At 72.9% G+C, this 25,178-nt stretch carries 19 protein-coding genes and 1 pseudogene; 14 read left to right on the top strand and 6 right to left on the bottom strand.

Annotation, left to right across the window (positions count from 1 at the left end; genetic code table 11):
• Positions 1–17: 17 nt before the first annotated feature.
• The 3 genes from AB0M28_RS07275 to AB0M28_RS07265 are packed head-to-tail and all read right to left on the bottom strand — an operon-like array spanning position 18 to position 3,159.
• Positions 18–938: a carbohydrate ABC transporter permease gene (locus AB0M28_RS07275; protein WP_365399151.1), complete on the bottom strand. Its 921-nt coding sequence runs from the start codon at positions 936–938 to the stop codon at positions 18–20.
• Positions 935–1,858, bottom strand: a complete 924-nt coding sequence (locus AB0M28_RS07270) for a sugar ABC transporter permease (protein ID WP_365399148.1) — start codon at positions 1,856–1,858, stop codon at positions 935–937. The genes AB0M28_RS07275 and AB0M28_RS07270 overlap by 4 nt, the downstream gene beginning before the upstream one ends.
• Positions 1,855–3,159 (bottom strand): extracellular solute-binding protein, encoded by a 1,305-nt coding sequence (locus tag AB0M28_RS07265; protein WP_365399145.1) that lies wholly within the window; start codon positions 3,157–3,159, stop codon positions 1,855–1,857. Before AB0M28_RS07265 ends, AB0M28_RS07270 begins: the two co-directional genes overlap by 4 nt.
• A gap of 207 nt (positions 3,160–3,366) precedes the next feature.
• On the opposite strand from AB0M28_RS07265, the gene AB0M28_RS07260 reads away from it, so the two are divergent.
• The 7 genes and pseudogenes from AB0M28_RS07260 (at position 3,367) to AB0M28_RS07230 (ending at position 12,307) form a co-directional block, all read left to right on the top strand.
• Entirely contained in the window at positions 3,367–5,391 is a 2,025-nt protein-coding gene (locus AB0M28_RS07260) for a beta-galactosidase (protein WP_365399142.1), read from the top strand.
• 160 nt (positions 5,392–5,551) lie between these two features.
• A complete protein-coding gene (locus AB0M28_RS07255; RefSeq protein ID WP_365399140.1) occupies positions 5,552–7,111 on the top strand; it encodes a glycosyl hydrolase 53 family protein in 1,560 nt (519 codons plus the stop codon).
• Positions 7,112–7,231: 120 nt separating this feature from the next.
• Positions 7,232–8,332, top strand: a pseudogene (locus tag AB0M28_RS07250) (MFS transporter); the annotation flags it as partial.
• A 34-nt stretch (positions 8,333–8,366) separates the two neighbouring features.
• Positions 8,367–9,320: an ABC transporter permease gene (locus AB0M28_RS07245; RefSeq protein WP_365399137.1), complete on the top strand. Its 954-nt coding sequence runs from the start codon at positions 8,367–8,369 to the stop codon at positions 9,318–9,320.
• Complete coding sequence (locus tag AB0M28_RS07240; protein ID WP_365399368.1) at positions 9,317–10,258, top strand: ABC transporter permease; 942 nt, start codon at positions 9,317–9,319, stop codon at positions 10,256–10,258. Before AB0M28_RS07245 ends, AB0M28_RS07240 begins: the two co-directional genes overlap by 4 nt.
• Positions 10,259–10,274: 16 nt before the next feature.
• A complete protein-coding gene (locus AB0M28_RS07235) occupies positions 10,275–11,270 on the top strand; it encodes an ABC transporter ATP-binding protein (protein WP_365399135.1) in 996 nt (331 codons plus the stop codon).
• Positions 11,267–12,307: an ABC transporter ATP-binding protein gene (locus AB0M28_RS07230; RefSeq protein ID WP_365399132.1), complete on the top strand. Its 1,041-nt coding sequence runs from the start codon at positions 11,267–11,269 to the stop codon at positions 12,305–12,307. Before AB0M28_RS07235 ends, AB0M28_RS07230 begins: the two co-directional genes overlap by 4 nt.
• A gap of 48 nt (positions 12,308–12,355) precedes the next feature.
• Here AB0M28_RS07230 and AB0M28_RS07225 read toward each other — a convergent pair whose 3' ends face one another.
• The 3 genes from AB0M28_RS07225 to eccE all read right to left on the bottom strand — a co-directional run bounded on the left by AB0M28_RS07225 (position 12,356) and on the right by eccE (position 17,413).
• On the bottom strand, positions 12,356–15,217 hold the full coding sequence (locus tag AB0M28_RS07225; RefSeq protein WP_365399129.1) for an SCO5717 family growth-regulating ATPase: 2,862 nt from the start codon (positions 15,215–15,217) through the stop codon (positions 12,356–12,358).
• 181 nt (positions 15,218–15,398) lie between these two features.
• Positions 15,399–16,118, bottom strand: coding sequence for a hypothetical protein (locus tag AB0M28_RS07220; RefSeq protein ID WP_365399126.1), 720 nt, complete (start codon positions 16,116–16,118; stop codon positions 15,399–15,401).
• On the bottom strand, positions 16,118–17,413 hold the full coding sequence (eccE, locus tag AB0M28_RS07215) for a type VII secretion protein EccE (protein WP_365399123.1): 1,296 nt from the start codon (positions 17,411–17,413) through the stop codon (positions 16,118–16,120). Before eccE ends, AB0M28_RS07220 begins: the two co-directional genes overlap by 1 nt.
• 336 nt (positions 17,414–17,749) lie before the next feature.
• Between eccE and eccB the strand changes: the two genes are divergently transcribed.
• The 7 genes from eccB to AB0M28_RS07180 all read left to right on the top strand — a co-directional run bounded on the left by eccB (position 17,750) and on the right by AB0M28_RS07180 (position 24,985).
• Positions 17,750–19,288 carry a type VII secretion protein EccB gene (gene eccB / locus AB0M28_RS07210; protein ID WP_365399121.1) on the top strand — a complete coding sequence of 513 codons (1,539 nt, stop codon included), beginning with the start codon at positions 17,750–17,752 and terminating at the stop codon, positions 19,286–19,288.
• Between the two features lie 16 nt (positions 19,289–19,304).
• Positions 19,305–20,552, top strand: coding sequence for a type VII secretion-associated serine protease mycosin (mycP, locus tag AB0M28_RS07205; protein ID WP_365399118.1), 1,248 nt, complete (start codon positions 19,305–19,307; stop codon positions 20,550–20,552).
• Positions 20,553–20,831: 279 nt separating this feature from the next.
• Positions 20,832–21,248, top strand: a complete 417-nt coding sequence (locus tag AB0M28_RS07200) for a hypothetical protein (protein ID WP_365399115.1) — start codon at positions 20,832–20,834, stop codon at positions 21,246–21,248.
• 17 nt (positions 21,249–21,265) lie between these two features.
• Positions 21,266–22,957: a hypothetical protein gene (locus AB0M28_RS07195; RefSeq protein ID WP_365399111.1), complete on the top strand. Its 1,692-nt coding sequence runs from the start codon at positions 21,266–21,268 to the stop codon at positions 22,955–22,957.
• Between the two features lie 39 nt (positions 22,958–22,996).
• Positions 22,997–24,211, top strand: coding sequence for a S8 family serine peptidase (locus AB0M28_RS07190; protein ID WP_365399108.1), 1,215 nt, complete (start codon positions 22,997–22,999; stop codon positions 24,209–24,211).
• A gap of 79 nt (positions 24,212–24,290) precedes the next feature.
• On the top strand, positions 24,291–24,647 hold the full coding sequence (locus AB0M28_RS07185; RefSeq protein ID WP_365399105.1) for a WXG100 family type VII secretion target: 357 nt from the start codon (positions 24,291–24,293) through the stop codon (positions 24,645–24,647).
• A 35-nt stretch (positions 24,648–24,682) separates the two neighbouring features.
• Entirely contained in the window at positions 24,683–24,985 is a 303-nt protein-coding gene (locus tag AB0M28_RS07180) for a WXG100 family type VII secretion target (protein ID WP_365399103.1), read from the top strand.
• Positions 24,986–25,178 lie beyond the last annotated feature (193 nt).

Genomic DNA, 25,178 nt, shown 5'->3' with positions numbered 1-25,178 from the left:
ATCGGCCCGGCCACTGCTCAGGACTTTACGGCCCCGGACAGCAGGTCCAGGCTCCAGAAACGCTGAATGACCAGGAACAGCGCGATCAGCGGTACGACGGCCAGCAGCGCCCCGGTGATCACCAGCGAGTACATGGCCGGCGTCTGCGCGCCCTGGCGCAGCATCGTGAACAGACCCAGCGTGAGGGGGAACCGCTTGTCGTCGCCGAGCATGATGAACGGCAGCAGGAAGTTGTTCCAGACGGCGATGAACTGGAACAGGAACACCGTCACCAGCCCCGGCTGCAGCATGGGCAGCGCGATCCGGTAGAAGATCCGCCACTCGCTCGCGCCGTCCATCCGACCCGCCTCGACGACCTCCGCCGGGACCGCCGCCGCGGCGTAGATGCGGGCCAGATAGATGCCGTACGGGGAGAGGATGACCGGGAGCAGCACCGAGAGGTAGCTGTCCGTCAGGTTCGCCTTGGCCAGCAGCAGGTACTGCGGGACGGCGAGGATCACCGGCGGCATCAGCACGCCGGCGAGCAGCACGTTGAAGACCGGCTCGCGGCCGCGGAAGCGGTAGACCGCGAGCGCGTAGCCGGCCAGCGCCGAGACGGCGGTGGACAGCAGCGCGCCCGCGCCCGCGTACAGGGCGGTGTTGGCCAGCCAGCGCCAGTACAGGCCGTCGCGGTACGCCGACAGCTCCGCGATGTTGTCGAACAGGCCGGTGCCGGGCGCGAATGTGAAGGTCGAGAACAGCTCGCTCTCCGACTTGGTGGCCGCGATCACCACCCAGGCCACCGGGATCAGGCAGTACAGCGCCCCGAGCAGCAGTGCCACCGACGGGACCAGCGCGATCCGGCGGCGCGGCGGACCCTGCGCGGTGCCGGGCGTGGTCCCGGCCGCGGGCGCCGAACGGCGCCCGGAACGGCCGGGGGAGAGGGCGAGGTCGCTCATCGGGCGTCCTCCCGGTTCGTACGGGAGCCCACCGTCTTCAGGAAGGTGAAGGACAGCACCAGCGTGACGAGCGCGATCAGCACCGCGGAGGCGGCCGCGGAGTAGATGTCGCCGTTCACGAAGGCGTCCGAGTAGACCTTCATCAGCGGGCTCCAGGTGGTGGACATGGCGTTGGTGAGGGGTTTGATGGTCATCGGCTCGTTGAACACCTGCAGCGTCGCGATCACCGAGAAGAAGAAGGTGAGGACGAGCGACGGCGCGACCATCGGGATCTTGATGCGGAGCGCGGTCTGCAGCTGCGAGCAGCCGTCGAGCCGCGCCGCCTCGTACACCTCGGCCGGGATGGCGCGCAGCGCGGTGTAGATGACGATCATGTTGAAGCCGGTGCCGCCCCACACCGCGATGTTCGACAGCGCGAGGTAGAGCGGTCCGCCGTCCAGCAGGTCCGGCTCGGGCAGCCCCAGCTCCCGCAGCGCCCAGTGCAGCGGGCTGACGTCCGGCAGATAGAGGAAGCCCCACAGGGTCGCCGCCACCACGCCGGGGATGGCGTACGGCAGGAAGATCACCAGCCGGCTGAAGGACGCCCCGCGTACTCGCTCGGCGTCCAGCATCAGGGCGAACACCAGCGCCAGCCCCAGCATCACCGGGATCACGATCAGCCCGTAGCCCAGCACCCGCAGCGCCCCGTGCAGCAGCTCGGAGTCGTGGAACGCGGCGGAGTAGTTCGACAGACCCGCCCAGGTCTCCGAGCGCGAACCCTTGCCCAGACCTAGGCCCTTGACCTCGACCTTGCGCAGGCTCAGATAGATCGCGTAGCCGATGGGCAGGGCGAAGAACAGCACGAACAGCGCGCCGGCCGGGAGGAGGAAGGCGTACGGCGCCCGGCGCGGGCCGTACGCCTTCCGGCGTGCCGTCGTCACTCGCCGACCTCGAAGCCCTGCTTCTTCAGGTCCGCGACCGTCGCGTCCTGCATGGCCGTCAGCGCTGAGCCGAAGTCCGCCTTGTCCTTGGCCGCCTTGCCGAAGGCGTCCTTGAAGGACTGGTACGCGACGTTGACGTTCGGACCCCAGGCGGCGGGCGACGTGGTCTGCGAGATCTGCGCGGCGGTGGCGTAGAAGTCGGGCTGGTTGGCGAAGAACTCGGGCGTGGTGAGGACGTCACCGGACTGGGCGGCGGTGGCGGCCGGGTAGATGCCGCCCTCCTTCACGAGCACGGACAGCGCCTCGGGGTCGGTGTTGAGCCAGGTGGCGAACTTCGCCGCGGCCTCCTTGTGCTTGGAGTCCGTGGAGACGGCCGTCGTCGAGCCGCCCCAGCTGCCGGTGGTCTGCTCGCCCGCGGTCCACTGCGGCAGCGGGGCCATCGCCCACTTGCCCTTGGTGTCGGGGGCGACCGACGACAGCACGCCCGGCGCCCACACCGCGCTCACCCAGGCGATCTGCTTGCCGGTGTTCAGGGCCTTGTTCCAGGCGGGGGTGTACATCGGCTGGTTGTCGACGGCGCCCTCCTTCACCAGACCGCCCCAGAAGTCCGCGACCTTCGTGGTGGCGTCGTCGGAGAGCGCCACCTTCCACGTCTCGCCCTCGGTGGTCCACCACCGGGCGCCCGCCTGCTGGGCGAGGCCGGCGAACAGGCCCGGGTCGGTGGCCGAGAATGTGGTCAGCGACCGGCTCGGGTCCGCCTTCTTCACGGCGCGCGCGGTCTCGGCGAACTCGTCCCAGGTGGTGGGGACCTTGAGGCCGTACTGCTCGAAGAGGTCCTGGCGGTAGTAGAACATCAGCGGACCGGAGTCCTGGGGCAGCGCGTACACGGCGTCCGAGCCGAGGGTCACCTGCTGCCACAGTCCGTCGGGGAAGTCCTTCTTCGACCCGCCCACCTCGTCGGATATGTCGGCCAGGATGTCGTTGCTGATCATGGTCGGCAGGGCCTGGTACTCGGCCTGGATCAGGTCCGGCGCCTTGTGCGCTTTGGCAGCCGTGATGATCTTCGTGACGAGGTCGTCGCCGGACGCCTGCTTCTGCACGGTGACCTTGATCTCCGGGTGCTTCTCGTTCCACACCGCGGCGGCCTTGTCCAGGCCCGGCGCCCAGGCCCAGTAGGTGAGGCTGACGGGCCCGGAGTCGGCGGCGTCGGTGTCGCCGTCACCGGACGAGCCGCAGCCGGTCAGCAGGACTCCGGCGGCCAGCGCCACCGCGGTGCAGGCAGCCGTAACACGGATCTTCATGAGGGTGTCCCTCTCCCTGACGAGGTCGTGATCAATCCCTGGGTGGTCTTGTGAACGTTCACAGTAGAGAAACAGAACCGACACTTGTCAATGGTTGTTCTCATGCGGTTATCTTGCTGTCGCAGCGATGATCTCGTTGTGTGAACGTGCACAGCCCAGATGGAGTGTGCACGTTCACAGCGCAGCCCGAGCCAGTAGGAGAGACCCATGCCGCACCACGCCCCGAAGGGCCTCGACCGGCTCGCCTTCGGCGGGGACTACAACCCCGAGCAGTGGCCCGAGGAGGTCTGGGCCGAGGACGTGGCGCTGATGCGCGAGGCCGGTGTGACCATGGTCAGCGTCGGGATCTTCTCTTGGGCCGTCCTGGAACCCGAGCCCGGCCGCTACGACTTCGGCTGGCTGGACCGGATCGTCGCGCTGCTCCACGAGGCGGGCATCCGCGTCGACCTCGGCACCCCCACCGCCTCCCCGCCCGCCTGGTTCTACCGCGCCCACCCCGAGGCGCTGCCGGTGACCCGGGAGGGCATGCGCTACGAGTTCGGCTCGCGCGGCGCGATCTGCCACAGCTCACCGGCGTACCGCACGGCCGCCCGCGCCGTCACCGGACAGCTCGCCCGCCGCTACGGCGCGCACCCGGCGGTGGCGATGTGGCACGTCAACAACGAGTACGGCGTCCCGGTCTCGGCCTGCTACTGCGACACCTGCGCCGCCGCGTTCCGCGAGTGGCTCGCCGGCCGCTACGGCGGCGTCGAGGCGCTCAACGACGCCTGGGGAACCGCCTTCTGGAGCCAGCGCTACGGCGACTTCGCCCAGATCAACCCGCCCCGCGCCACGCCCACCGTGGTCAACCCCGCCCAGGAGCTGGACTACCAGCGCTTCGCGGGCGCGCAGATCCGGGCGAACTTCACCGCCGAGCGCGATCTGCTGCACGAGCTGAGCCCGGGTGTGCCCGTCACCACCAACTTCATGACCGCCCCCTCGCAGTGCGAGTCCATGGACTACTGGGCCTTCGGCTCCGAGGTCGACCTCGTCACCAACGACCACTACCTGATCACCGACGGCCGCCGCACCCACGTCAACCTCGCCCTGGCCGCCGACCTCACCCGCGGCGTCGCCGGGGGCGCGCCGTGGCTGCTGCTGGAGCACTCGACCAGCGGGGTCAGCTGGCAGCCCCGCAACCCCGCCAAGGCGCCCGGCGAGATGGCCCGCAACTCCCTCGGCCACGTCGCCCGCGGCTCCGAGGGCGCGATGTTCTTCCAGTGGCGGGCCTCGCGGCGCGGCGCGGAGAAGTTCCACTCGGCGATGCTGCCGCACGGCGGCACGGACACCCGGGTGTGGCGGGAGGTGCGCGCGCTCGGCGCGGACCTCGCCGCGCTCGGCGAGATCCGCGGCACCCGGACCGTCGCCGACGCGGCCGTGGTGTGGGACTGGGAGTCGTGGTGGGCGCAGCGCCTGGAGTGGCGCCCGACCGAGGACCACGACGCCCGCGAGCGCCTCGACTCGTACTACGAGGCCCTCTACGACCGCCACCTCACCGTCGACTTCGTGCCCCCGACCGCGGACCTCACGGCGTATCCGCTGGTCGTGGTGCCCGCGCTGTACCTCGCCTCCGAGGCGGCGGGCCGCAATCTGCGCGCGTACGCGGAGGGCGGCGGCACGCTCGTCGTGTCGTACTTCTCCGGCATCGTCGACGAGCACGACGGCGTCCACCCGGGCGCCTACCCGGGCGTGCTGCGCGACGTCCTCGGCCTGACGGTCGAGGAGTTCGCCCCGCTGCTGCCCGGCCGGCACGTGACGCTGACCGGCCCGGACGAGGCGGAGCTGACCGGCGACGTGTGGACGGAGTTCGTCGTCCCGCACGGCGCCGAGGCCGTCTGGTCGTACGCCGACGGGCCCGCCGCCGGCCGCCCCGCGATCACCCGGCACCGCGTCGGCGCGGGCACCGCCTGGTACGTCTCGACCCGGCTGGACACCGCCGCGCTGGACACCGTGCTGGGCCTGGCCGCCGCCGACGCCTCGCTGCCCGAGCGGGCGGACCTGCCGCGCGACGTCGAGGTGGTACGGCGCCGGGGCGAGGACGGCCGCGAGTTCGTCTTCGCCATCAACCACACCGCCGCCGAGGTCAAGGTGCCCCTCGACGCGCCCGGCCGGGAACTGCTCACCGGCGACGGCGTCGACGGACGCCTCGCGGTCCCGCCCGGCGCGGTCCGGGTCGTGCGGACGGTGAGCTGAGACCCCGACAACTCCGGCCCGGTGCGCATCCTGTTCGCCTCAGCGCACCGGGCCGGCCACGGCGGCGGGGCCGCGCACAGGCAGGACCGGGGCCGCCGCCACCCACCGCGAGATGGTCGAAGGGACATCGACGATGATGAACCGCACCACACGCACGACCATGACCCGCAGGGGCCTGCGCCCGGCCGCGATATCCGGCCTCGCCGCGCTCCTGCTCACGGCCGCCCTCCCCGCACCGCGGGCCGGAGCGGCGGCCACCCTCGCCAACGGCGGTTTCGAGGCCGGCGGCACCGGCACCGCCGCACCGGCCGGCTGGTCCACGGCCGGCGACGCCTCCGCCGACTACACCGAGGCCGGCGGGCACACCGGCGGCTTCCGGCTCACGCACTGGGCGCGCTCGCCGTACCGGGTCGAGACCCGGCAGCGGCTCACCGGGCTGGCGGACGGCCCGTACACCCTCACCGCCTGGATCCGCTCCAGCGGCGGGCAGAACGCGGCCACGCTCTCGCTGCGCGACTGCGGCAGCCCCACCCAGGGCACCGACCTGCAGCCCACGTTCAACGGGCAGTGGATCCGCCTCGTCGCCTCCGTCGACGTCCGGGGCGGCGCGTGCACGGTCAGCCTGGCCTCCGACGCGCACGCCAAGGAGTGGATCAACGTCGACGACGTCACCCTCACCCCCGGCTCGACGGGCCTCACGGTCAGGGGCGTGGACGTCTCCTCCCTCCCCAAGAACGAGGACCACGGCGCCCTTTACCGCCGCGCCGACGGCTCGCCCGGGGACGCCCTGGACATCCTGCGCGGCGCCGGCGCCGACTACGCCCGGCTGAAGGTGTGGATGGATCCCGCCGACGGCTACAACGACAAGGCGCACGTCCTGGCGATGGCCAGGCGCATCAAGGCCCAGGGCATGAAGCTGCTGGTCGACTTCCACTACTCCGACGCCTGGGCCGACCCGGGCAAGCAGAACAAACCCGCCGCCTGGGCCTCGTACGGCTACGAGCAGCTGCGCACCGCCGTCCACGACCACACGTACGACGTGCTCAGCGCGCTCAAGGCGCAGGGCACGACGGCCGACATGGTGCAGATCGGCAACGAGATCAACGGCGGCCTGCTCTGGCCGGACGGCTCCTGGGAGCACTGGCCCCAGCTGGCGGGGCTGCTGACCGCGGGCTCCGACGCCGCGAAGGAGGTGTCCGCGAGTACCCGCGTCGCGCTGCACCTCGCCGAGGGCGGGGACAACGGCGGCACGCGGTGGTGGTTCGACCAGGCCGTCGCGTACGACGTGCCGTTCGACGTCATCGCGCTGTCCTTCTACGGCTACTGGCACGGCGTGCTGTCCGACCTGCAGGCCAACATGGACGACGTCGCCGCCCGTTACGGCAGGGACGTGCTGGTCGCCGAGACGGCGTACGCCTTCCGGCTGGACAGCGACGATCCCCTGGAGAACATCATCGACCGCCGGGACGAGCTGGTCGCCAGCTATCCGGCCACACCGGCCGGCCAGTCGGCGTGGCTGCGCGACGTCATGAACGTCGTCGAGGCCGTCCCGGGCGGCCGGGGCCTCGGCGTCGTGTACTGGGAGCCCGCCTGGACGGCCGTCGCCGGCAGCGGCTGGGACCCGGCCGACCCGGCGTCGGGCAACGCCTGGGAGAACCAGGCCCTGTTCGGCTACGACGACAGGGCACTGCCGGCCATGGACCGGTTCCGGCACCGCTGACACCCGCCGGTCGACGCCGCCCTGCCAGGGGGCGGGGCGGCGTCGACGCGTGCCCTGCGTCTGCTTTGGAGAGGGACACCCGTGAGCGCCTCCACCCGTACGTCCGCGCCGGCGTCGGCGCTGTTCAGCCCGGCGGCCGTGGTCGCCTCGTGCGCCGGATTCGTCCTGATCGGGGCGCTGCAGGCGTTCTACGGACCGGTGATCCCGGCCGTCCGGGAGGAGTTCGGGCTCTCGCCGTCCGCCGCGGGTCTCGGGCTCAGCGCCCACTTCGTGGGCGGCGTCGCGGGCGTACTGCTCTTCGACCGGCTCCACGGACGGCTCGGCAATCGGCAGCTCCTCGGCGTGTCGTACCTGCTCATGGCGGTGGGGACGGCGGGCTTCGCGGCGGCGCCGGGCTGGGCCGCGGCGCTGGTCGCGGCCCTGGTGGCGGGGCTCGGCTTCGGCGGCATCGACTACGGGCTCAACCAGCTGTTCGCGGTGGGCTTCGGCCGCCGCTCGGCCGCCATGCTGAACATCCTCAACGCGCACTTCGGCATCGGCGCGATCCTCGGCCCGGCGCTGATCGGCGCGGTGGGGGCGGACCGGTACGCCTGGGTCTTCCTGGGCTTCGCGGCCGTCACCCTGCCGCTGCTGCTGTGCCTGCGCGGGGTGGCCGACCGGTCGCCGTCGCCGGAGGCGGCGCCGCCCGACGTCCGGGGCCGGAGCATCGGGGGCATCCTCGCGGTGTTCGTCGCCCTGTACGTGCTGCATGTGGGCGTCGAGGCGGGCGTCGGCGGCTGGGAGCCCACGCATCTGGAGACCGTCGGCTACGGCGCGGGCGCCGCGGCGACCGCCACCTCGGCGTACTGGCTGGCGATGACGGTCGGCCGCTTCCTGGCGGCCCCGCTGGCGCTGCGCCACTCGGCGCCCGCCGTCATCACCGTGTCGTGCGCGGGGATGACGGCGTGTCTGCTGCTGGCGACGGTGCCGTCGGCGGCGCCGTACGCGTACGCCGGGGTGGGGCTGTTCATCGCCCCGGTCTTCCCCACGGGGCTGCCGTGGCTGCACCGGCTCGCCCCGGGGGCCCGCCGCGCGGGCGCGCTGGTGATCGCGGCGTCGATGGCGGGCGGCGTGGCGGCGGGCCCGGTGCTCGGCAGGGCGATCGAGTGGTCGGGCGTCCGCGCGGTCCCGCTGCTGCTGTGCGGCGCGTCGGCGGCGTGCCTCGGGGCGACGCTGTGGCTGGGCCCACCGCGGCGAGTTCTGGCGCTACGTCGGCGTGAAGCTCTCCGGCGCGCTGGTGTCGCTCGTGCTGGTGGTCCTCACCTCGTTCTTCCTCTTCCGCGTGCTGGCCGGCGACCCCGTGGACGCGGTCGTCGGCGACACTCCGGCCACCCCCGAACAGGTCGCCGCGATCCGCGAGCGGCTCGGCCTGGACGAGCCGATGGCCGTGCAGTTCTGGGAGTACGTGCGGTCCCTGTTCACCATGGACTGGGGCACCTCGTACGTCTCCAACGACAAGGTCACCGACCTGATGCTGGACCGGCTGCCGGAGACGGTGCTGCTCACCGGCACCGCCCTGGTGATCTCGGCATCGGTCGGGATCTGGGCCGGTGCCCGCTCGGGCTGGCGGCACGGCAGCCCGGGCGAGCGGCTGCAGGTGGCCGTGTCCCTCACCCTGTGGTCCACGCCCACCTTCTGGCTCGGCATGATCGCCATCGTGGTGTTCTCCGTGAAGCTGGGCTGGTTCCCGGCGAACGGCATGACCTCGGCCCGCGGGGTCGCCGACGGGTTCTGGCCGCACTTCCTCGACGTGGCCCACCATCTCGTCCTGCCGGCCCTCACCTACGCGGCCGTCCTGTACGCCCAGTACGTACTGATCATGCGCACCTCGATCCTGGAGGAGCGCGGCAGCGACTATCTGACCGTGGCCCGCGCCAAGGGCCTGCGCGACGACCACGTACGGCGCCGCCACGCCCTGCCGAACGCGCTGCTGCCGACCGTCACGCTCGTCGCGGTGGAGTTCGGTGTGGTCTTCAACGGCTCCGTGCTGACGGAGACCGTCTTCAGCTGGCCGGGCCTCGGGCTGCTCTTCTACCAGGCCATCCGGATCCCCGACATCCCGCTGCTGCAGCTGCTGTTCGTCTTCTTCGCCGGGACGACCGTCGTGGCGAACTTCCTCGCCGACATCCTCTACCGGTTCCTCGACCCGAGAGTGCGGAGGTCCGCGTGAGCACCGAGTCCCCGCCCTCGGCCGCGGTCGGCAGGGAGGACCGGCTGACGTCGCCGCGGAGAATCGTCCGCGCCCGGCGCAAGGCCGCGCTGCTCGCCTTCTGCCGCTCCTTCGCCCGGAACCGCGGCGGGGTGGCGGGCCTGACCGTCCTGCTGGCGATCACCCTGGCCACCCTGCTCGCCCCGCTCTACTCGGACCGCGCCGACCTCAGCGCCGCGACGGCCCCGGGCGGGCGGATGGAGTCGCCCAGCGGGGAGTTCTGGCTGGGTACGGACCGGACGGGCCGGCCCATCCTCACCATGATCGTGTGGGGCGCGCGGGTCTCGCTGCAGATCGGCCTCACCGCGGCCGTGCTCGCGGTGACCTTCGGCACGGTCGTGGGCATGGCCGCCGCGCACTACGGCGGCTGGCTGTCGTGGCTGCTGATGCGGGTGACGGACTGGTTCATCGTGCTGCCCGCCTTCATCCTGTCGATCGCCCTGGTCGTGGCGCTCGGCACGAGCAGGTGGGTCATCGTCCTCGCCATCGCCCTCAACTCGTGGGCGACGACCGCCCGTCTGGTACGGGCCCAGACCCTGTCCATCGAGGCCCGGCCGTATCTGGAGCGCGCCCGGGCGCTGGGGGCGGGCCACTGGCACCAGATGACCCGGCACGTCCTGCCCAACCTCATGCCGCTGGTGCTGGCCAGCGCCACGCTCCGGGTGTCCGGCGCGATCCTCTCCGAGGCGTCCCTCGCCTTCATCGGGCTGGGCGATCCCCGAGCCTTCTCCTGGGGCACCATCCTGGAGCGGGCCCGCGCCGAGGGCGCCGTCACCTTCGGTGCCTGGTGGTACGTCCTGCCGCCGGGGCTGGCGATCGTGACCGTGGTGCTCTGCTTCACGCTCGTCGGACGCGCCATGGAATCCGTCCTCAACCCGCGCCTGCGCGGCGGCCGCTGACCGGAAGGGGGCCACCATGACACCGGTGCTCGACATCGAGGACCTGCACATCACCTATCGCGGCAGCCGCGGCGCCATCCCCGCCGTACGCGGGGTCTCCCTCACCCTGCGGCCCGGCGAGACGCTCGGGCTGGCCGGCGAGTCGGGCTGCGGGAAGTCCACCGTGGCCGCCGCCGTACTGCGGCTGCTGCCACCGGGGACGGAGGTCACCGGGCGGATCGGGCTGGGCGGAGAGGACGTGCTGACCATGGGCTGGGGGCGGCTGCGGGCCGTGCGCTGGGCCGGGGCCGCCATCGTCTTCCAGGGCGCGATGCACTCCCTCAACCCCGTCCAGCGCATCGTGCGGCAGATCGCCGAGCCCATCGTGCTGCACGAGGGCGCGGAGCGGCGCGCCGCGGAGGAACGGGCCGTACAGCTGATGGAGTCGGTGGGCCTGCCCGCCTGGCGGGCGCGATCGTATCCGCACGAACTGTCCGGCGGGCAGCGGCAGCGCGTGATGATCGCGATGGCCCTCGCCTGTTCCCCGGAGCTGATCATCGCCGACGAGGCGACGACCGCGCTCGACGTGATGATCCAGGCGCAGGTGCTGCGGCTGCTGAAGTCCCTGGTGGCGGAGCGGCACATCGCCCTCGTCATGATCAGCCACGATCTGTCGGTGCTCACCGACACCTGCGACCGCCTCGCCGTGATGTACGCCGGGCGGATCGTCGAATCCGGGCCCGCCCGCGAGGTGTTCGACGCGGGCCGCCATCCGTACGCGCGGGGGCTGGCCGGTGCCTTCCCCACCGTCGGCGACCCGGCCGGGCGGCGGCGGCCCCGCGGACTGGCCGGCGATCCACCCGATCCGACGGAGCTGCCCGGCGGATGCCCGTTCCATCCGCGCTGCCCGGTGGCGATGGAGGCGTGCGCGGTCACGGACGTCGCGCTGCTGCCCGTACGGGACGGATGGAGCGCCGCGTGCCTGCGGGCGGCGGACGAGACGGCTGTGGCCGCGGAGGAGGGGGCGCGATGACTGCGATGGAGGGGGGCGCGATGACGCGGAAGACGGCTCTGACCGGGGCGCCCGCGCCGTCCGTGGAGGACGCCGACGCGCAGCCGGTCCTGGAGTGCGAGGGCCTGGCCGTGCGCTACGACGCGCCCGGCGGACGCGTCGCCCGCGCCGTCGACGGCGTGAACCTGCGGCTGCGGCCCGGCGAGATCCTCGCGCTGGCGGGGGAGTCGGGGTGCGGCAAGACGACCCTGGCCCGGACGCTGCTGGGGCTGGAGCGCCCCAGCGAGGGCACGGTGTACTTCCGCGGCCGGCCGCTGGGTTACCGCCCCCGCGACCTCAAGGCGTACCGGCGCGAGGCGCAGCTCGTCCTGCAGGACCCGAGCGGCGCGCTCAACCCCCGGCACACGGTGTACGAGGCCGTCGCCGAGGGCCTGCGTATCCACGGGCTGCACGCGGACGAGCGCGAGCGGGTCGCCGACGCGCTGTCACGGGCCGGACTGCGGCCCGCGGAGAAGTTCTTCCTCGCCTACCCGCACGAACTCTCCGGCGGCCAGCGCCAGCGCGTCGTCATCGCGGGCGCCCTCGTCCTCGACCCGTCCGTCATCGTCGCCGACGAGCCCGTGGCCTCGCTGGACGCCTCCGTACGCGGCGAGATCCTGGCCCTGCTGATGCGCCTGCGCGACGAACTGGGGCTGGCGGCCCTGGTCGTCACCCACGATCTGGGGCTGGCGTGGAACATCGCGGACCGGATCGCGGTGATGTACCTCGGGCGGATCGTGGAGTACGGCGAGGTGGACGCCGTACTGACCGACCCGCAACACCCCTACACCCGGGCGCTGGTGTCGATCCTGCCGGGCAGCCCGGCCGCGCCGCAGGTCCTCACCGGCGAGCCCCCGGACGCCACGGCCGTCCCCGGCGGCTGCCGCTTCCACCCCCGCTGCCCGGAACTGCGCTCCGGGGCGGCGGACTCGGCCGGAGCCGCCGGCGCGTGCCGGGGGACACCGCTGCCCGTCCTGGGCGCGGGGGAGGCGGGGGTGGCCTGCCATCTGCGGACGTAGGCGTTCCGGGGGCGGGGCTCAGCAGGAGTCCCGCCCTCCGGTCGTACGTCAGCTCTGCGGCGGTACCGGGGGCCAGCCGTAGCCGCCCTGCTGACCCGGCTGTCCGGGAGGCTGCTGCGGCTGGGCCTGGCCCGGGAGCGGGGGCATCATGTGCGGCGGCTGGTGCTGGCCGTTGTCGCCCGTCCACAGGCCCTGGGCGCGCTGGGCGCGGGAGAAGTCCTCCGCGACCATCGCGGCCAGGTTGAAGTACGCCTCGCGGGTCCTGGGCCGCATCATCGTCAGGTCCACCTCGGCGCCCGCCGCCAGATGGTCGTCGAACGGGACGACCTGCACCCCGCGGCAACGCTGCTGGAAATGGCCGACGATATCGTCCACCTTGATCATCTTGGAGGTGTCGCGAACCCCCGAGATCACCGTGATGCTGCGGGCGACCAGGTCCTGGTAGCCGTGCGCCATCAGCCAGTCCAGCGTGGTGCTGGCGCTGCTCGCGCCGTCCACGGACGGGGTGGAGACGATGATCAGCTGGTCCGCGAGGTCCAGCACGCCGCGCATGGCGCTGTAGAGCAGTCCGGTGCCCGAGTCGGTGAGGATGATCGGGTACTGCTTGCCCAGCACGTCGATGACGCGGCGGTAGTCCTCGTCGTTGAACGTGGTCGAGATCGCCGGGTCCACGTCGTTCGCCAGGATCTCCAGGCCGGACGGGGCCTGGGAGGTGAACCGGCGGATGTCCATATAGCTGTTGAGGTACGGGATCGCCGTCACGAAGTCGCGGATCGTCGCCCCCGTCTCGCGCCGCACCCGGCGGCCGAGCGTGCCGGCGTCGGGGTTCGCGTCGATGGCGATGACCTTGTCCTGGCGCTCGGTGGACAGGGTCGCGCCCAGCGCGGTGGTGGTCGTCGTCTTGCCGACGCCGCCCTTGAGGCTGATCACCGCGATCCGGTAGCAGGACAGCACCGGGGTGCGGATCAGGGCGTACCGGCGCTGGCGCTCCTCCTCCGCGGCCTTGCCGCCGAGCTTGAAGCGGGACACGCCGCCCTTCTGCTTCTTCGCCGGCTTGTGCTTGTCGTGCAGCAGCTGGTCGGAGGAGAGTTCGACGGCCGCGGTGTAGCCCAGCGGGGCGCTGTGCACCGGCTGCTGACGCTGCTCCGGGGCGACCGCGGGCCACTCGGCGGAGGCGCGGGGGTCGGCGGGCTGCTGACCGGGGGCCTGCGCCGGCTGCTGGGTCGCGGGGGGCGGGGCCGCGGGGGGCTGCGCCGGGTGCGGGTGCTGGGCGTGCGCCGGTGCCTGTGCCTGGCCGGCCGGAGGCTGGGCGGGGTGCGGGTGCGGCTGCTGGTGCGGCGCCGGGTAGCCGTAGCCGCCGTGCGGGGGCTGCTGCTGGGGGGCGGACGGATAGCCGTAACCGCCGTGCGGGGGCTGCTGGGGGGCGGACGGATAGCCGTAACCGCCGTGCGGGGGCTGCGGCATGGGCGCCGAGTGGCCGTGGCCGCCGGGCTGCTGCGGCGGTACGGCGGGCTGCTGCGCCTGCGCCGGCTGCTGCGTGCCGGGGTGGCCGGCGACCGTCCAGCCCGGGGGCTGGACCGGCTCGTGGCCGGCGGGCCGCGGCTGCTCGGGGCGCTGCCCGGGTACGGCGGGCGGGGTGCCCGGCGCCTGCCAGGGCGCGCCCGCGGCGGGGGCGCCGGGCTGGGGCTGCGGCTGGTCGCCCGCCGGCTGGAACTGCGGGGGCAGCGGCGGCACTCCGCTCGGCGGCGTCGAGGCCCACGGGGCCGCGGACTGGTCGGCGCTGTACGGCGAACGCTGCGCCGGCGGGGGAGCGTCCTGCGGCTCGGACGCACCGGACGACGGCGGGGTGTCCTGCGGCTCGGGCGCGTGCGCGGCGGGCGGCGGAGCGTCCTGCGGCTCGGGAACGCCGGGGATCGCGTCCTGCGGCTCGTCGGCGGTGGGCGCCGCGGGCCGGACGCGGGGCAGGGCGGTGGTCCGCTCCTCGATCTCACGGCGTACGGAGCGGGGCGAGAAGCGCACCGTGGACGGGCTGTCCAGGGCGCCTTCGGGCGTGGAATCCACGGGCTCCGGCTCGGGTTCGGGCTCCGGGCTCGACTCCGGGGCGGGAGGCGGCACCGGCTGGGCGGAATCCTGGGGCTCGACGCGGCGCTCCGACTCGACGAGCCCGGGCGACTCGGCGACGTCAGGGGACTCGGCGGGACCTGTCGACCAGGCGGGGTCCGCGGGTTCGGCGATGGCCTCCGGCTCGGGGCCGGATTCGGGGGTGGGTTCAGGAGCGGGCACAGGCGTCGGGGCGGGCCACACCGCGGTCTCGTCCTCCGGCTCGGGCGCGGTCATGGTCTCCGGTACGGGCTCGGGGTGGGCGGGCGTGACAGGCCAGTCGACGGCGGACTCGTCCGCTTCGCCGGGGACATCCCCCGCGACGGAGGCGGCCTGGGCGGGGTCCTCGCCCGCCACGCCCGGGTCGCCGGAAGCATCCGGGACAACCGAGACACCCTGCGCGGGCGTTACGGACGGACCTTGAGCGGACTCCCCGAACGGGACCTCACCGGAAGAGCCCTCCCCGGACACCTCACCCTCAGCCGTCACCGCAGCCTCGTCCGCGCCGGAAGCGGAATCCTCCCCCGGCACCCGGACCGCACCGGACGCGGAGGCGTCCGGAGCCGGCGTGCCGGCGGGCGGCGTCCCGTTCCCGGGACCGGTGGCCGGCAGCGGGACCGGTGGGGCGGCCGTGAAACCGGAAGGCAGCGGTGGTACGCCGGAACCGCCCGTGGACTGCGCGCCCGCGGGACCCTGCGTGTACCAGGCGGAAGGGGCGTAGTCGATGGTGAACTCGCCCGTCCGCTCGAATTCCGATTCCTCGTCGGGGCTGGTCCGGCCCACGCCGTTCTGGTCCCGATCGGTGCTCACTGTGCCTCCCGTAATACCCGCCGACGCTGTGCGACAGCCCGCGCCCGTACGGCTCGTTCCCCAGCCGGACGGTTCCGCGGTCGCTTGCGTACGCACCCACCCTAAGGGTCGGAACGGGTCCCGCGGCAGGGCGGCCCCACCCCCGTACGCGTCCAGGGGTGCGGCGTACGGCGGCCGGGGGTCAGTCGAGCCGGCGCGGCATGCCGAGCAGCTGGGACTCGGCGTCCGTCGGCTGGGTGAACGTGTAGTGCCGGTCCGAGCGCGTGCACCACAGGGTGACGCCGTCACCCAGGGTGGACAGCGCGTCGACGTCGGTCCGCGGCAGCTGCATCATCCGGCCGAGCTGCGCCGACTCGTCCGGCGACACCCGCTGGATGCCGACGAGCGTGGCGCCCTCGACGAGCCGCGGCACGGCCGGGCCGAGATAGGGGACCACCGTCATCACCGACTGCCAGGGCACCGACGCGGTCCGGCCGCGCGGCGGACGCACACCGCAGTCCCGGATCACCAGCACCGGGCTGCCGACGGACGCGCCGAGCGGCGGCACGCGGCCCACCTCGTGCAGCGTGATGACCTCGAGCCCCGCGCCCGCGGAGCGGACCAGGTTCGTCCACATGTCCGCGCGGCCGGTCTCCACCGCGACGCGCGCCCCCGTACCGGCCGCGCGCAGCGCTATCGTCTGGGCGGTCCACAGACCGCCGATGAGCAGCACCTCGTACGGGGACGGATGGTGGAAGGACGCGATGTGCGAACGGTTCTCGGCGTCGGTGCCGATCACGATGCCGTCGTCGCCCATCGGCAGGGCGAGACCGCCCAGTTGGGTCGAGGACACGACGTGTCCCGCCCGGCGGGGGCCGCGCAGCCCCCGCATCCGCATGCCCAGCCGTGTGTCCTGCGCCATCAGAGCGCACCCCCCAGCGGCAGCGACGCCACGATGCCGGGCAGCTGTTCGCGGTCGAGCCGTACCAGGCCGACCTTCGCCGCCCGGGCCAGCCGCTCGGCGCCGCGCCGCACCTGGCCGAGTTCCGTCTCGGAGCGGCCGGTCACCCGCAGATGCCCGTGCACCCGCGTCGATCCGGCCCGCGGGCCCTTCCGTACGGTCAGGCTGAACGTGGTCGCCAGCGCCGGCCCGGAGGTCAGCGCGGACACCAGCCGCGGCAGCGGCACCGAACCGCGTCCCATCGACGGCCACGAGGTGATCGCGAAGGTCGTGTGCCAGCGGTCGTCGCACTGCCAGCTGCGCAGGTTCTCCTTCGTACGCTTCGTCAGCGGCGCGTCCGGCTGCCCGGCCCGGGCCGTGGCCAGCGGGTTGGCGCACGCGGAGGTGGCCAGGGCGGAGATGAGCCCGGCCTCGTCGAGCACCGTGGCGCGGAAGCCCGCGCCGGTGATCCGGCTGGCGATGTGGTCCGCCGCGCGGACCAGGCACTTCTGCGCGCCCTCCAGCCCGCCGCCGCGGGCCTCGACGGCCTCCCGGCACAGCTCGGGGTCGAACTTCACCGCCACCCAGGTCAGTCGCAGCGCCGGTGCGCGCGTCGCCTCCTGCAGCGGGGCGTAACTGCGCCGTGCGATGGCCTGCTCGGGCAGATGCGGCGCCGGCGCCGGCTGCACGTGCTGCACGACCTGCACCGACTCCACGGCGATCCCGTCGACGTCCAGCGCGTCCTCGAGCAGCGTCAGCGGCAGCGCGCGGGCGCCGAACGCGGGCCGCAGCGCGCTCGCGCCGGCCTCCACCCGCACCAGCGCCGTCAGGAACGTCCCGTCGCCGAGCATGCCGACGGTACGCCGGTCACGGTCGAGGAACGCGTACGACTTGAGCCCCGGCACGACCTCCACGGCCGGCGTCAGCGCCGGATCGGCCCCGGGCTCCGGCAACGGCGGCACGAAGTCGCGGCGGGCCCGGAACGCGGACATCGTCGCCCACCAGTCCGGTATGGTCCGCTGCCGCCTGCGCAGCAGCGCGAACACCACCAGCGCGACCGCGACTCCGGCGGCCGGCACCACGTACTTCTCGTCGATCGCCGCCGCGCCCACGACCACGGCCGCACCCAGCTCGAGCAAGACCAGCTGGGAGAGCTGTACCGGTCCGAACCGTGAGGCGCGCGGCTCGGTACGCAGCGAAACCGGCGCCGTCCCCGCGCCCCGGGGAGCCGCCCCCCGGCCGCGGTCGGACTGTCGCGCAGTCGTCGCGGTCCCCATGACCCCCTGCCCTTCCGCTCTGCTCCACCCGTGCCACGCACGGGAGCGCCCTTACCCTACCCAAGCCCCCGAACGAGATCGATACGCGGCATCGTAGGCCCTCCCACCGACACCCGCCCGCTGCTCCCGCGCCCCGCGCACCCCGACGGCTGCCCACCGCCGAGCCGACCCTGTTACCGTCAGCCGCGATACCGGCCGAACTGCCGGGGACGTAACGGACGAACACCCACCCGGCCGCCCGGGCGAGATCGACACGCGGCATAGTAGGGGGCCGGTCCGGCGACAGCCGCCGTACCGGTGACAGGGGCGGCAGCCAGAGGATGCGGGGAGAGCTGCATGGCATCGCGGCGGGATGAACTCAACGCGTACACCTTCGCGAAGCGGCGACTGGTGGGGCAGTTTCTCCAGCCCAACCCGACGGGCACCGAGGAGGGCGCGCCCAAGCCCCTCCGCGGCGTCGTGCCGGGCATGATCGTGGCGGTCGTGGTGCTGGCCGTGTTCGGCGCGATCGGCATCTTCAAGCCGAAGGCCCCCGGCGACTGGGACGCGGCGGAGCAGAACATCATCCGCGCCGGCGGCTCCAGCAGCTTCTACGTCGTCCTGAAGACCAACGGCAAGCCCCAGTTGCACGAGGTCCTCAACCTCGCCTCCGCCCGCCTCCTGCTCGCCCCGGGCGCGGACATCGTCGACGTCGACGAGGACATCCTCGACAAGTCCGATCTCCCGCGCGGCGCGACGCTCGGCATCCAGAACGCCCCCGACCGCCTCCCCAGCGCGGACGAGGTCGGCCGGAAGAAGCGCTGGGCGGTCTGCCAGCGCCCCACGGACAGCGGCCGCGCCGTCCAGAAGGCCGCGTTCGTCCTCGACGACCGGGAGGCCGGCCGCCTCGGCGGCAAGGAGAAGCTGGCCGGCGGCGACGTCCTGTACGTCCAGGGGCCGGACGACCAGCGCTATCTGGTGGACGCGACGGGCACCAAGTACCCCTTCCGGGGGGCGGGCGAGACCCTGGAGTCCCTCCTGAGGCCCATCGTCGGCGCCGGAACCAAGCCGCAGCGCGTGTCGTACGAGTGGCTGAAGACCCTGCACCCCGGCGACGAGATCTACTTCCCCGACGTGGAGGGCCTCTCCCAGCCCGCGGACGTCGACGCCGACGGACTGGAGGCGGACCGCCGCCGCGTCGGCATGGTGCTCTCCGCGAACTCCGGTGCGGACGAGGACTTCTTCGTCGTCCTGCGCGACCGCATCGCGCCCGTCTCGGACTTCATGGCGGACCTGCTGCTGAACAACCCCGCCGCCGCCCAGAGCCTCGGCCAGGACGGCAAGCCGGTCCAGGTCAGCACGGGCGCCATCGCCCCGTCCGACGAGCCCTTCGGCGGCACGCTGAAGTGGCCCACCGCCGAGGCGAACCCGGTCAACGAGGCGTCCACCCAGCCCGGCAGCCGCAACTCCATCTGCAACGTCCTCAGCGACGTCGCGGGCGGCAACAGGGCCGTCCTCTTCACCTGGGCCGGCACCCGCTTCCCCGCCCAGCTCGCCATCGGCTCCGCCTCCGTGTACGTCACGCCCGGCACCGGCCAGCTCTACCGCCAGTCCTCCGGCACCTCCACCGACACGGGCAGCTTCTTCCTCGTCACCGACAAGGGCCTGCGCTACGCCCTGCAGTCCAACGAGGACGGCCAGGAGGACGCCTGCGGCCTCGGTACGGCGGACGCCGCCCGTAAGAAGGGCGAGACGGCCGGCGAACAGAACTCCGCGCAGAAACGGCTGAACTACGAGGGGGTCGAGGCCGCGCCCGTCCCCGAGGAGTGGTCGGACTTCCTGCCCACCGGGCCGCGCCTGTCGACGGCCGACGCCTGCCAGCCGCAGAACCAGTGAGGGAGGCGCAGCGCTGATGCCCCGCTCCGTCCGTCTGCCCGCCGCGCTCGCCGCGGCCGCCGTCGCCGTGCTGCCCGTGGCCGGCCCCGCCGTGCCCGAGGCGGCCGCACAGTCCGGCGAGTGCACGTTCCCCGCCGAGCCCTACAAGGGCCGCCCCTGGTCGCTGCAGCGGGTCAACCTCGAGGACATGTGGAAGGCGGCGGGCACCAAGGGCCAGGGCGTCCGGGTCGCCGTCATCGACACCGGCGTCGACGCCACCCACCCGCAGCTGCGCGACGCCGTCGACCGCACCCTCGGCGCCAACTTCATCCCGAAGAAGCCCAAGAAGGACGGGCTCGCCCAGAGCACGCCGCGCGGCTCCGAGAAGGGGCTCACGGACTACGTCGGCCACGGCACGAAGATCGCCGGGATCATCGCCGCCCGCCCCGCCGACAACACGGGGTTCGTCGGCCTGGCCCCCGGCGCGACGATCATCCCGATCATCCAGAACGACGAGAACGGCACCGGCACCTCCGACACCCTCGCCCAGGCCATCACCTACGCGGTGGACACCGCGAAGGCCGACGTCATCAACATCTCCCAGGACACGGCGAAGGCCATGCTGCCCGGCTCGACCCTGCAGGCGGCCGTGAACCACGCCCTGGACAGCGACGTCGTGGTGGTCGCCTCGGCCGGCAACGACGGCCTGGGCGGCAACGTCAAGAAGACCTACCCCGCGTCGTACGCCGGGGTCCTCGCCGTCGCGGCCTCCGACCGCAACAACGAGCGCGCCGCCTTCTCCCAGTCCGGCGACTTCGTCGGCATCGCCGCCCCGGGCGTCGACATGGTCTCGACCGTGCCCAAGGGCGGCCACTGCAGCGACAACGGCACCTCCTTCTCCGCCCCGTACGTCGCCGGGGTCGCGGCCCTGCTGCGCGCGAAGCACGACGACTGGACGGCCCGGCAGATAGTCGCGCAGCTCCAGCAGACGGCGGAGCGCACCATCCGCGGCAAGGACCGCCTGGTCGGCTGGGGCGTCGTCGACCCGGTCCGCGCCCTCACGGAGGACGTCACCCCGATCGAAGCGCCCGCCCCGGACCGGTTCGAGCTGTCCCGCTCCGAGTACCCGGTGCCGGCGGCCCTGCCGGTGGGGGAGACGGAGCAGCAGCGCAACGAACGGCTGGGCACCTACGCGCTGGTGGCCGCCGGCGTCCTGGTGGCCCTGACGGCGGGCACGGCGCGGGTGTACCGGGACCGGGCGCGCCGGCGCGGCCCGGCGTCGTGAGGGCGGCGCCCCGGCCGGTGTGGAGTCGGTCACGATCGCCCCATGAGTACCCGTACTCATCGCGTGTGTCGGTGGCGCCACGTAAGATCGCTGTCGCAACTGGGGTGCTACCGAGACGGAGTTGGCCACCGACCGTGACACAACCCTGACAAGTCACCCATAGGCTTTACGGTTGGAACTGTCGTGGTCGGTGACTAGAGTTTTACGTGCGGTAGCGTTCGAGCAGGCTCCACGAGATGCAACGGGGAAGGAGCAGCCTTGCTTGCGCCAATTGAGGGGATGTCCGCGAGGAACCTCAGGGTCAGCTACGAGACCATGGAGACCTTCCGGAATCGAGTCCAGGGCATCCTGAGCACTCTCCGGGACTCCAAGGCGGCGCCCCAGGTCGTTGCGGACCAGCGGGTCGAGTCACACGCCCTGCACTCGGGTCCCAAGTTCGCCGAGGCCGAGGCGCTCTCGGCCCAGTACACCGCGGTCCAGCTGCGCCTGACGCAGATGGCGGACGTCGCGGACCGGCTGCTCGACGCCCTCGGCATCGCCCTGCGCGGCGCGGAGCACGGCTACCAGAACCTGGACGAGGACGAGCGCCGGCGCTTCCACTCGGTCAACACCGAGGTCTACGAACGCCAGGAGCAGGCGAAGTCCCATGACGCGGGCAAGCCCCCGGCGGACGGCCACGACAAGGCCACGTTCTAGGGGGAGGACTTCACACGATGGCAGAGAACACCGACAACAAGGCCATGCCCGACGATCCGCACGTCCCGCTGCCCGAACAGGCTCCCAGCGGGGCGCAGGGCCAGCTGATCGACATCCTCCAGGTGATCGACAAGCTCTTCACGGGCGACGGTTCGCTGGGCAGCACCAACTTCGAGAACTACTCGCTCGAGGAACTGGTCGCCTTCACCCAGGGCGGTGACCCGTCGAGGCTCACCTCCGCCGGCGACGAGCTCTTCAACGCGGGCAAGGCGTTCGAGACCGCGGGCAACGAGCTGAAGTCCAACATCGGCAATGTCGAGTGGGACGGCGCGGCGGGCGAGTCCTTCCGCGTCTGGAGCGACGACTTCGCCAACAAGACGCTCTCCCTGGGCGAGTACGCCGCGGCGGCCGGCACGCAGATCAAGACGGCGGGCGAGGGCCTCACCGAGGTCAAGTCCGCCATGCCGGACAACTACACGGCCCAGTCGACGTCCTGGTCCACCGCCGACAAGAAGTCGGACCCCGAGGCGTACCAGGAGGTCGTCGCCGCCGACCGCGCGGAGAAGAACGCGCGCCGGCAGGAGGCGATCGTCCAGATGAACAAGCTGGCGTCGTACTACCAGGTGACGTCGTCGACGCTGGGCGCGATGGAGCCGCCGGTCTTCCAGCCGATCGATGCGGCGGTTCCGCAGCCGAACTACGACAAGATCGGTGACGGCCGGGACAGCAGCAGCGATTCCAACTCCACGTCCACCGACCGCACCAGCATCGCGCCCGCCGACAGGCAGGGAAGCGACGACGGCGTGACGACCTCTCCCACGGGGCCGACGGGCAGGGACACCGACCCGGGGCTCATCCCGGGCCACGACCCGACCAACCCGTCTCCCACCCGGCCGGTCGGCACGGATCTGGACAGCGTCATCGTCCCGACCGCGCCCACCGGTCCGGCGCCGACCGGACCCGCCCCGGTGTCCCCGGGGCCGGTGGGTCCTGGTCCTGCTCCGACGGCTCCTACCGGTGGGCCTCCGGGATACATGCCGGCGCCCAGCGCGGGCCCGCGCGGGGGAATGCCCCCCGGGTCCGGTCCGCGCACCGGCCCGCAGTCGGGTTACGGTCCCACCTCCCGTAGTGGCGCCGGGCCTTACGGCCGTACGCCGACGGTGGGCCGCTCCGGCACCTCCCCGCTGGGGCCCGGCGGCCGACCGGGCATGGGACCGACCGCCCCGACGGGCGGCCGCCCCGGCGCCGTGGGCCGGCCCGGTCCGGTCGGACCGACCGCGCAGGCCGGCGGCCGTGGGCTGCCGCAGGGGCGCGGTGGCGTTCCCGGGCGTCCCGGGGTCGTGGGCCAGTCCGGTGGTCCGGGCGGCGGCCGGGCGGCCAGTGGCGTGGGTCGCGGGACCATCGGCGGGGCCAGGCCTGGTGCCGGAGGTTCGCGTGTGCCTCGTGGAACCGTTGTCGGTGGGGAAGGCGTCTCCAGTGGGCGTGGTGGGGCGCGTTCGGGCGCGGCCCGTGGCGGTGCAGCCGAGGGACGGGGCCTGGTAGGCCGCGGCCAGCGCGGCTTCACCCGCGGCGGGGCCGGGCTTGCCGGGCGCGGGCCGGAGGACCACGAGCCGGAGACGAACGAGTCGGAGCGGCCGGACTATCTGGTCGAGGACGAAGAGACCTGGACGGCGGGGCAGGGCGAGAACGGCCCCGGAGTAGTCGAGTAGAGGGCGGAAAACCGAGCGATGACGGCAGCACGTATGGGGATGAGGCGCACTGGGCTGCGTACGCGGCGGTGGCAGACAGCCGCCGCGGTCGCCGCCGCGGGTGTCTGGGGCGCCTCGTTCATAGGGCTGGCACCCGTCGCCTCGGCTCAGGACGCCCGATCGCAGCAGTGGTACCTCGACGCCATGCAGGCCGACAAGATGTGGGAGGCCAGCACGGGCGAGGGCGTCACGGTCGCCGTCATCGACACCGGCGTGGGAGACACGCCCGCGCTGCAGGGCCGGGTCGTGGCCGGCAAGGACATCACCAAGCTGGCGGGCGACGCCCGTACGGACTACGACGGCCACGGCACGACGATGGCCGAACTGATCGCCGGTTCGGGCAAGAACGGCAAGATCCAGGGTCTGGCCCCCGGCGCGAAGATCCTGCCGGTCCGGGTCGAACTCGGGGAAGCCGCCGAGGAATGGGTGGATCCCCAGGTGATGGCGAAGGCGATCCGCGCCGCCGCGGACTCCGACGCCCAGATCATCAACATGTCCGTGGCCGGCACGGTGTACGACGGTTTCACCGAGGATGCCGTCAAGTACGCCGTGAGCAAGGGCAAGCTGGTCTTCGCCGGTACCGGCAACGACGGCGACGGCGCGAACAAGACCGCCTACCCGGCCGGTCTCACCGAGGTCGTCGGCGTCGGCGCGGTCGACAAGACCGGCGAGCACGCGAAGTTCTCGGGCTACGGGAAGTCGGTCGACCTCGCGGCGCCCGGCACAGAGACCCCGTACTACTGCGACAAGTCCCTCAGCCGCTACTGCTCCGAGCAGGGCACCAGTGGTGCCACCGCCCTCGCTTCCGCCTCCGCCGCCCTGGTCTGGGCCGAGCACCCGGACTGGACGGCGAACCAGGTCCTGCGCGTGCTCATCGACACGGCGGGCCGCTCCGACGACAAGAAGGTCCGCAGCGAGTACATCGGCTGGGGCGCCGTCCGCCCCCGGCTGAACCTGCTCGAAGGCCAGGGCGACCCCGGTGCCCCCGGCCAGAACCCGCTCGCGCCCGCGAGCGACCAGAGCGCCGCGCCCAGCGAGCAGGCCGACGAGCCCGCCGCCGACGACGAGAAGGCGACCGCCACCGAGGCCGCGGGCGCCGAGGCGTCCGACGACGACGGCAACGGAGCGCTGTGGACGATCCTCGGCGTCGCCGTCCTCGCCCTGGGTGCCGTCGGCGGCGGGGTGTACGCCATGACCCGCAGACGGACCACGTGAGCGGCTGACCCCCGCGAGAAGACCATCGAACACGTTGGGCCGCAACCGCGGGCTCGACAACCAACCAAGAGGGGAAACCATGGCCGACCAGCGGCTAAGCGATGAAGGAATCCTTCGGCTCGAGCAGGACCTCAACGAGAAGTCCCAGCGACTGAACAAGAAGGTCCAGACCCTCCAGTCGGTCATCGACTCGCTCGAAGGCCAGTGGAAGGGTATCGGCGCCGGGGCCTTCAACCAGAAGCAGCTCGAGATCAACCAGGCGATGAACACGCTGAACCGGATCCTCGCCCAGTACCAGGAGGCCATCCACCAGACCCGCGTGCTCGGCGCCAACAACGAGGACGAGGTCAGCTCGACCCTCACGGGCGTGGACGTGGGCATGGGCGCTGGGGCCGCCGGCGGTGCCGCCGCCGGTTCCGGTCTCAACGCGCTCTGATCCGCCCCACAGACTTCAACTGACCAGGAGGAACCATGTCCAACGTGCCGGGCGAGCTCGTCGTCACATATGCGAGCCTCTCGCAGGCGTCGAACGAGATCCGCCGTCAGTCGCAGGAGCTCATGTCCGACCTCGAGGAGATCAAGGCGGCCGTCCGCACCGTGGCGGCGAGCTGGGAGGGCGAGGCGAAGCAGTCCTACGACGCCGTCCAGGCGGTCTGGGACCAGAACGCCGCGCAGGTCCAGTCGGCGCTGCAGCAGATCTCCGCCGCGGTCGACACCGCGGGCTCCAACTACGCGTCCACCGACAAGCGGGCCGCGGGCCTCTTCGGCGGCTGACCAGCTGATCGCAGTACGGCGAGCAAGGGGCGGGCACATGCGGTGGGTGCCCGCCCCTTGGCGTGCGCGAAAGCAGCGCGAACAGCGCGGGCAGCGCAAGCAGCGCAAGCAGCGCAAGCAGCGCGAGCAGGCAGGACCGCCACCCGGCGGCCCCGCCCCACACGACGGCTGAGGGCCGCCCCGGAATCCGGGG

Source organism: Streptomyces sp. NPDC051940, from assembly GCF_040680895.1.
Classification (GTDB): Bacteria; Actinomycetota; Actinomycetes; order Streptomycetales; family Streptomycetaceae; genus Streptomyces.
Note: the sequence above shows the minus strand (reverse complement) of the source record. Positions and strands in the feature narration are given on the sequence as shown.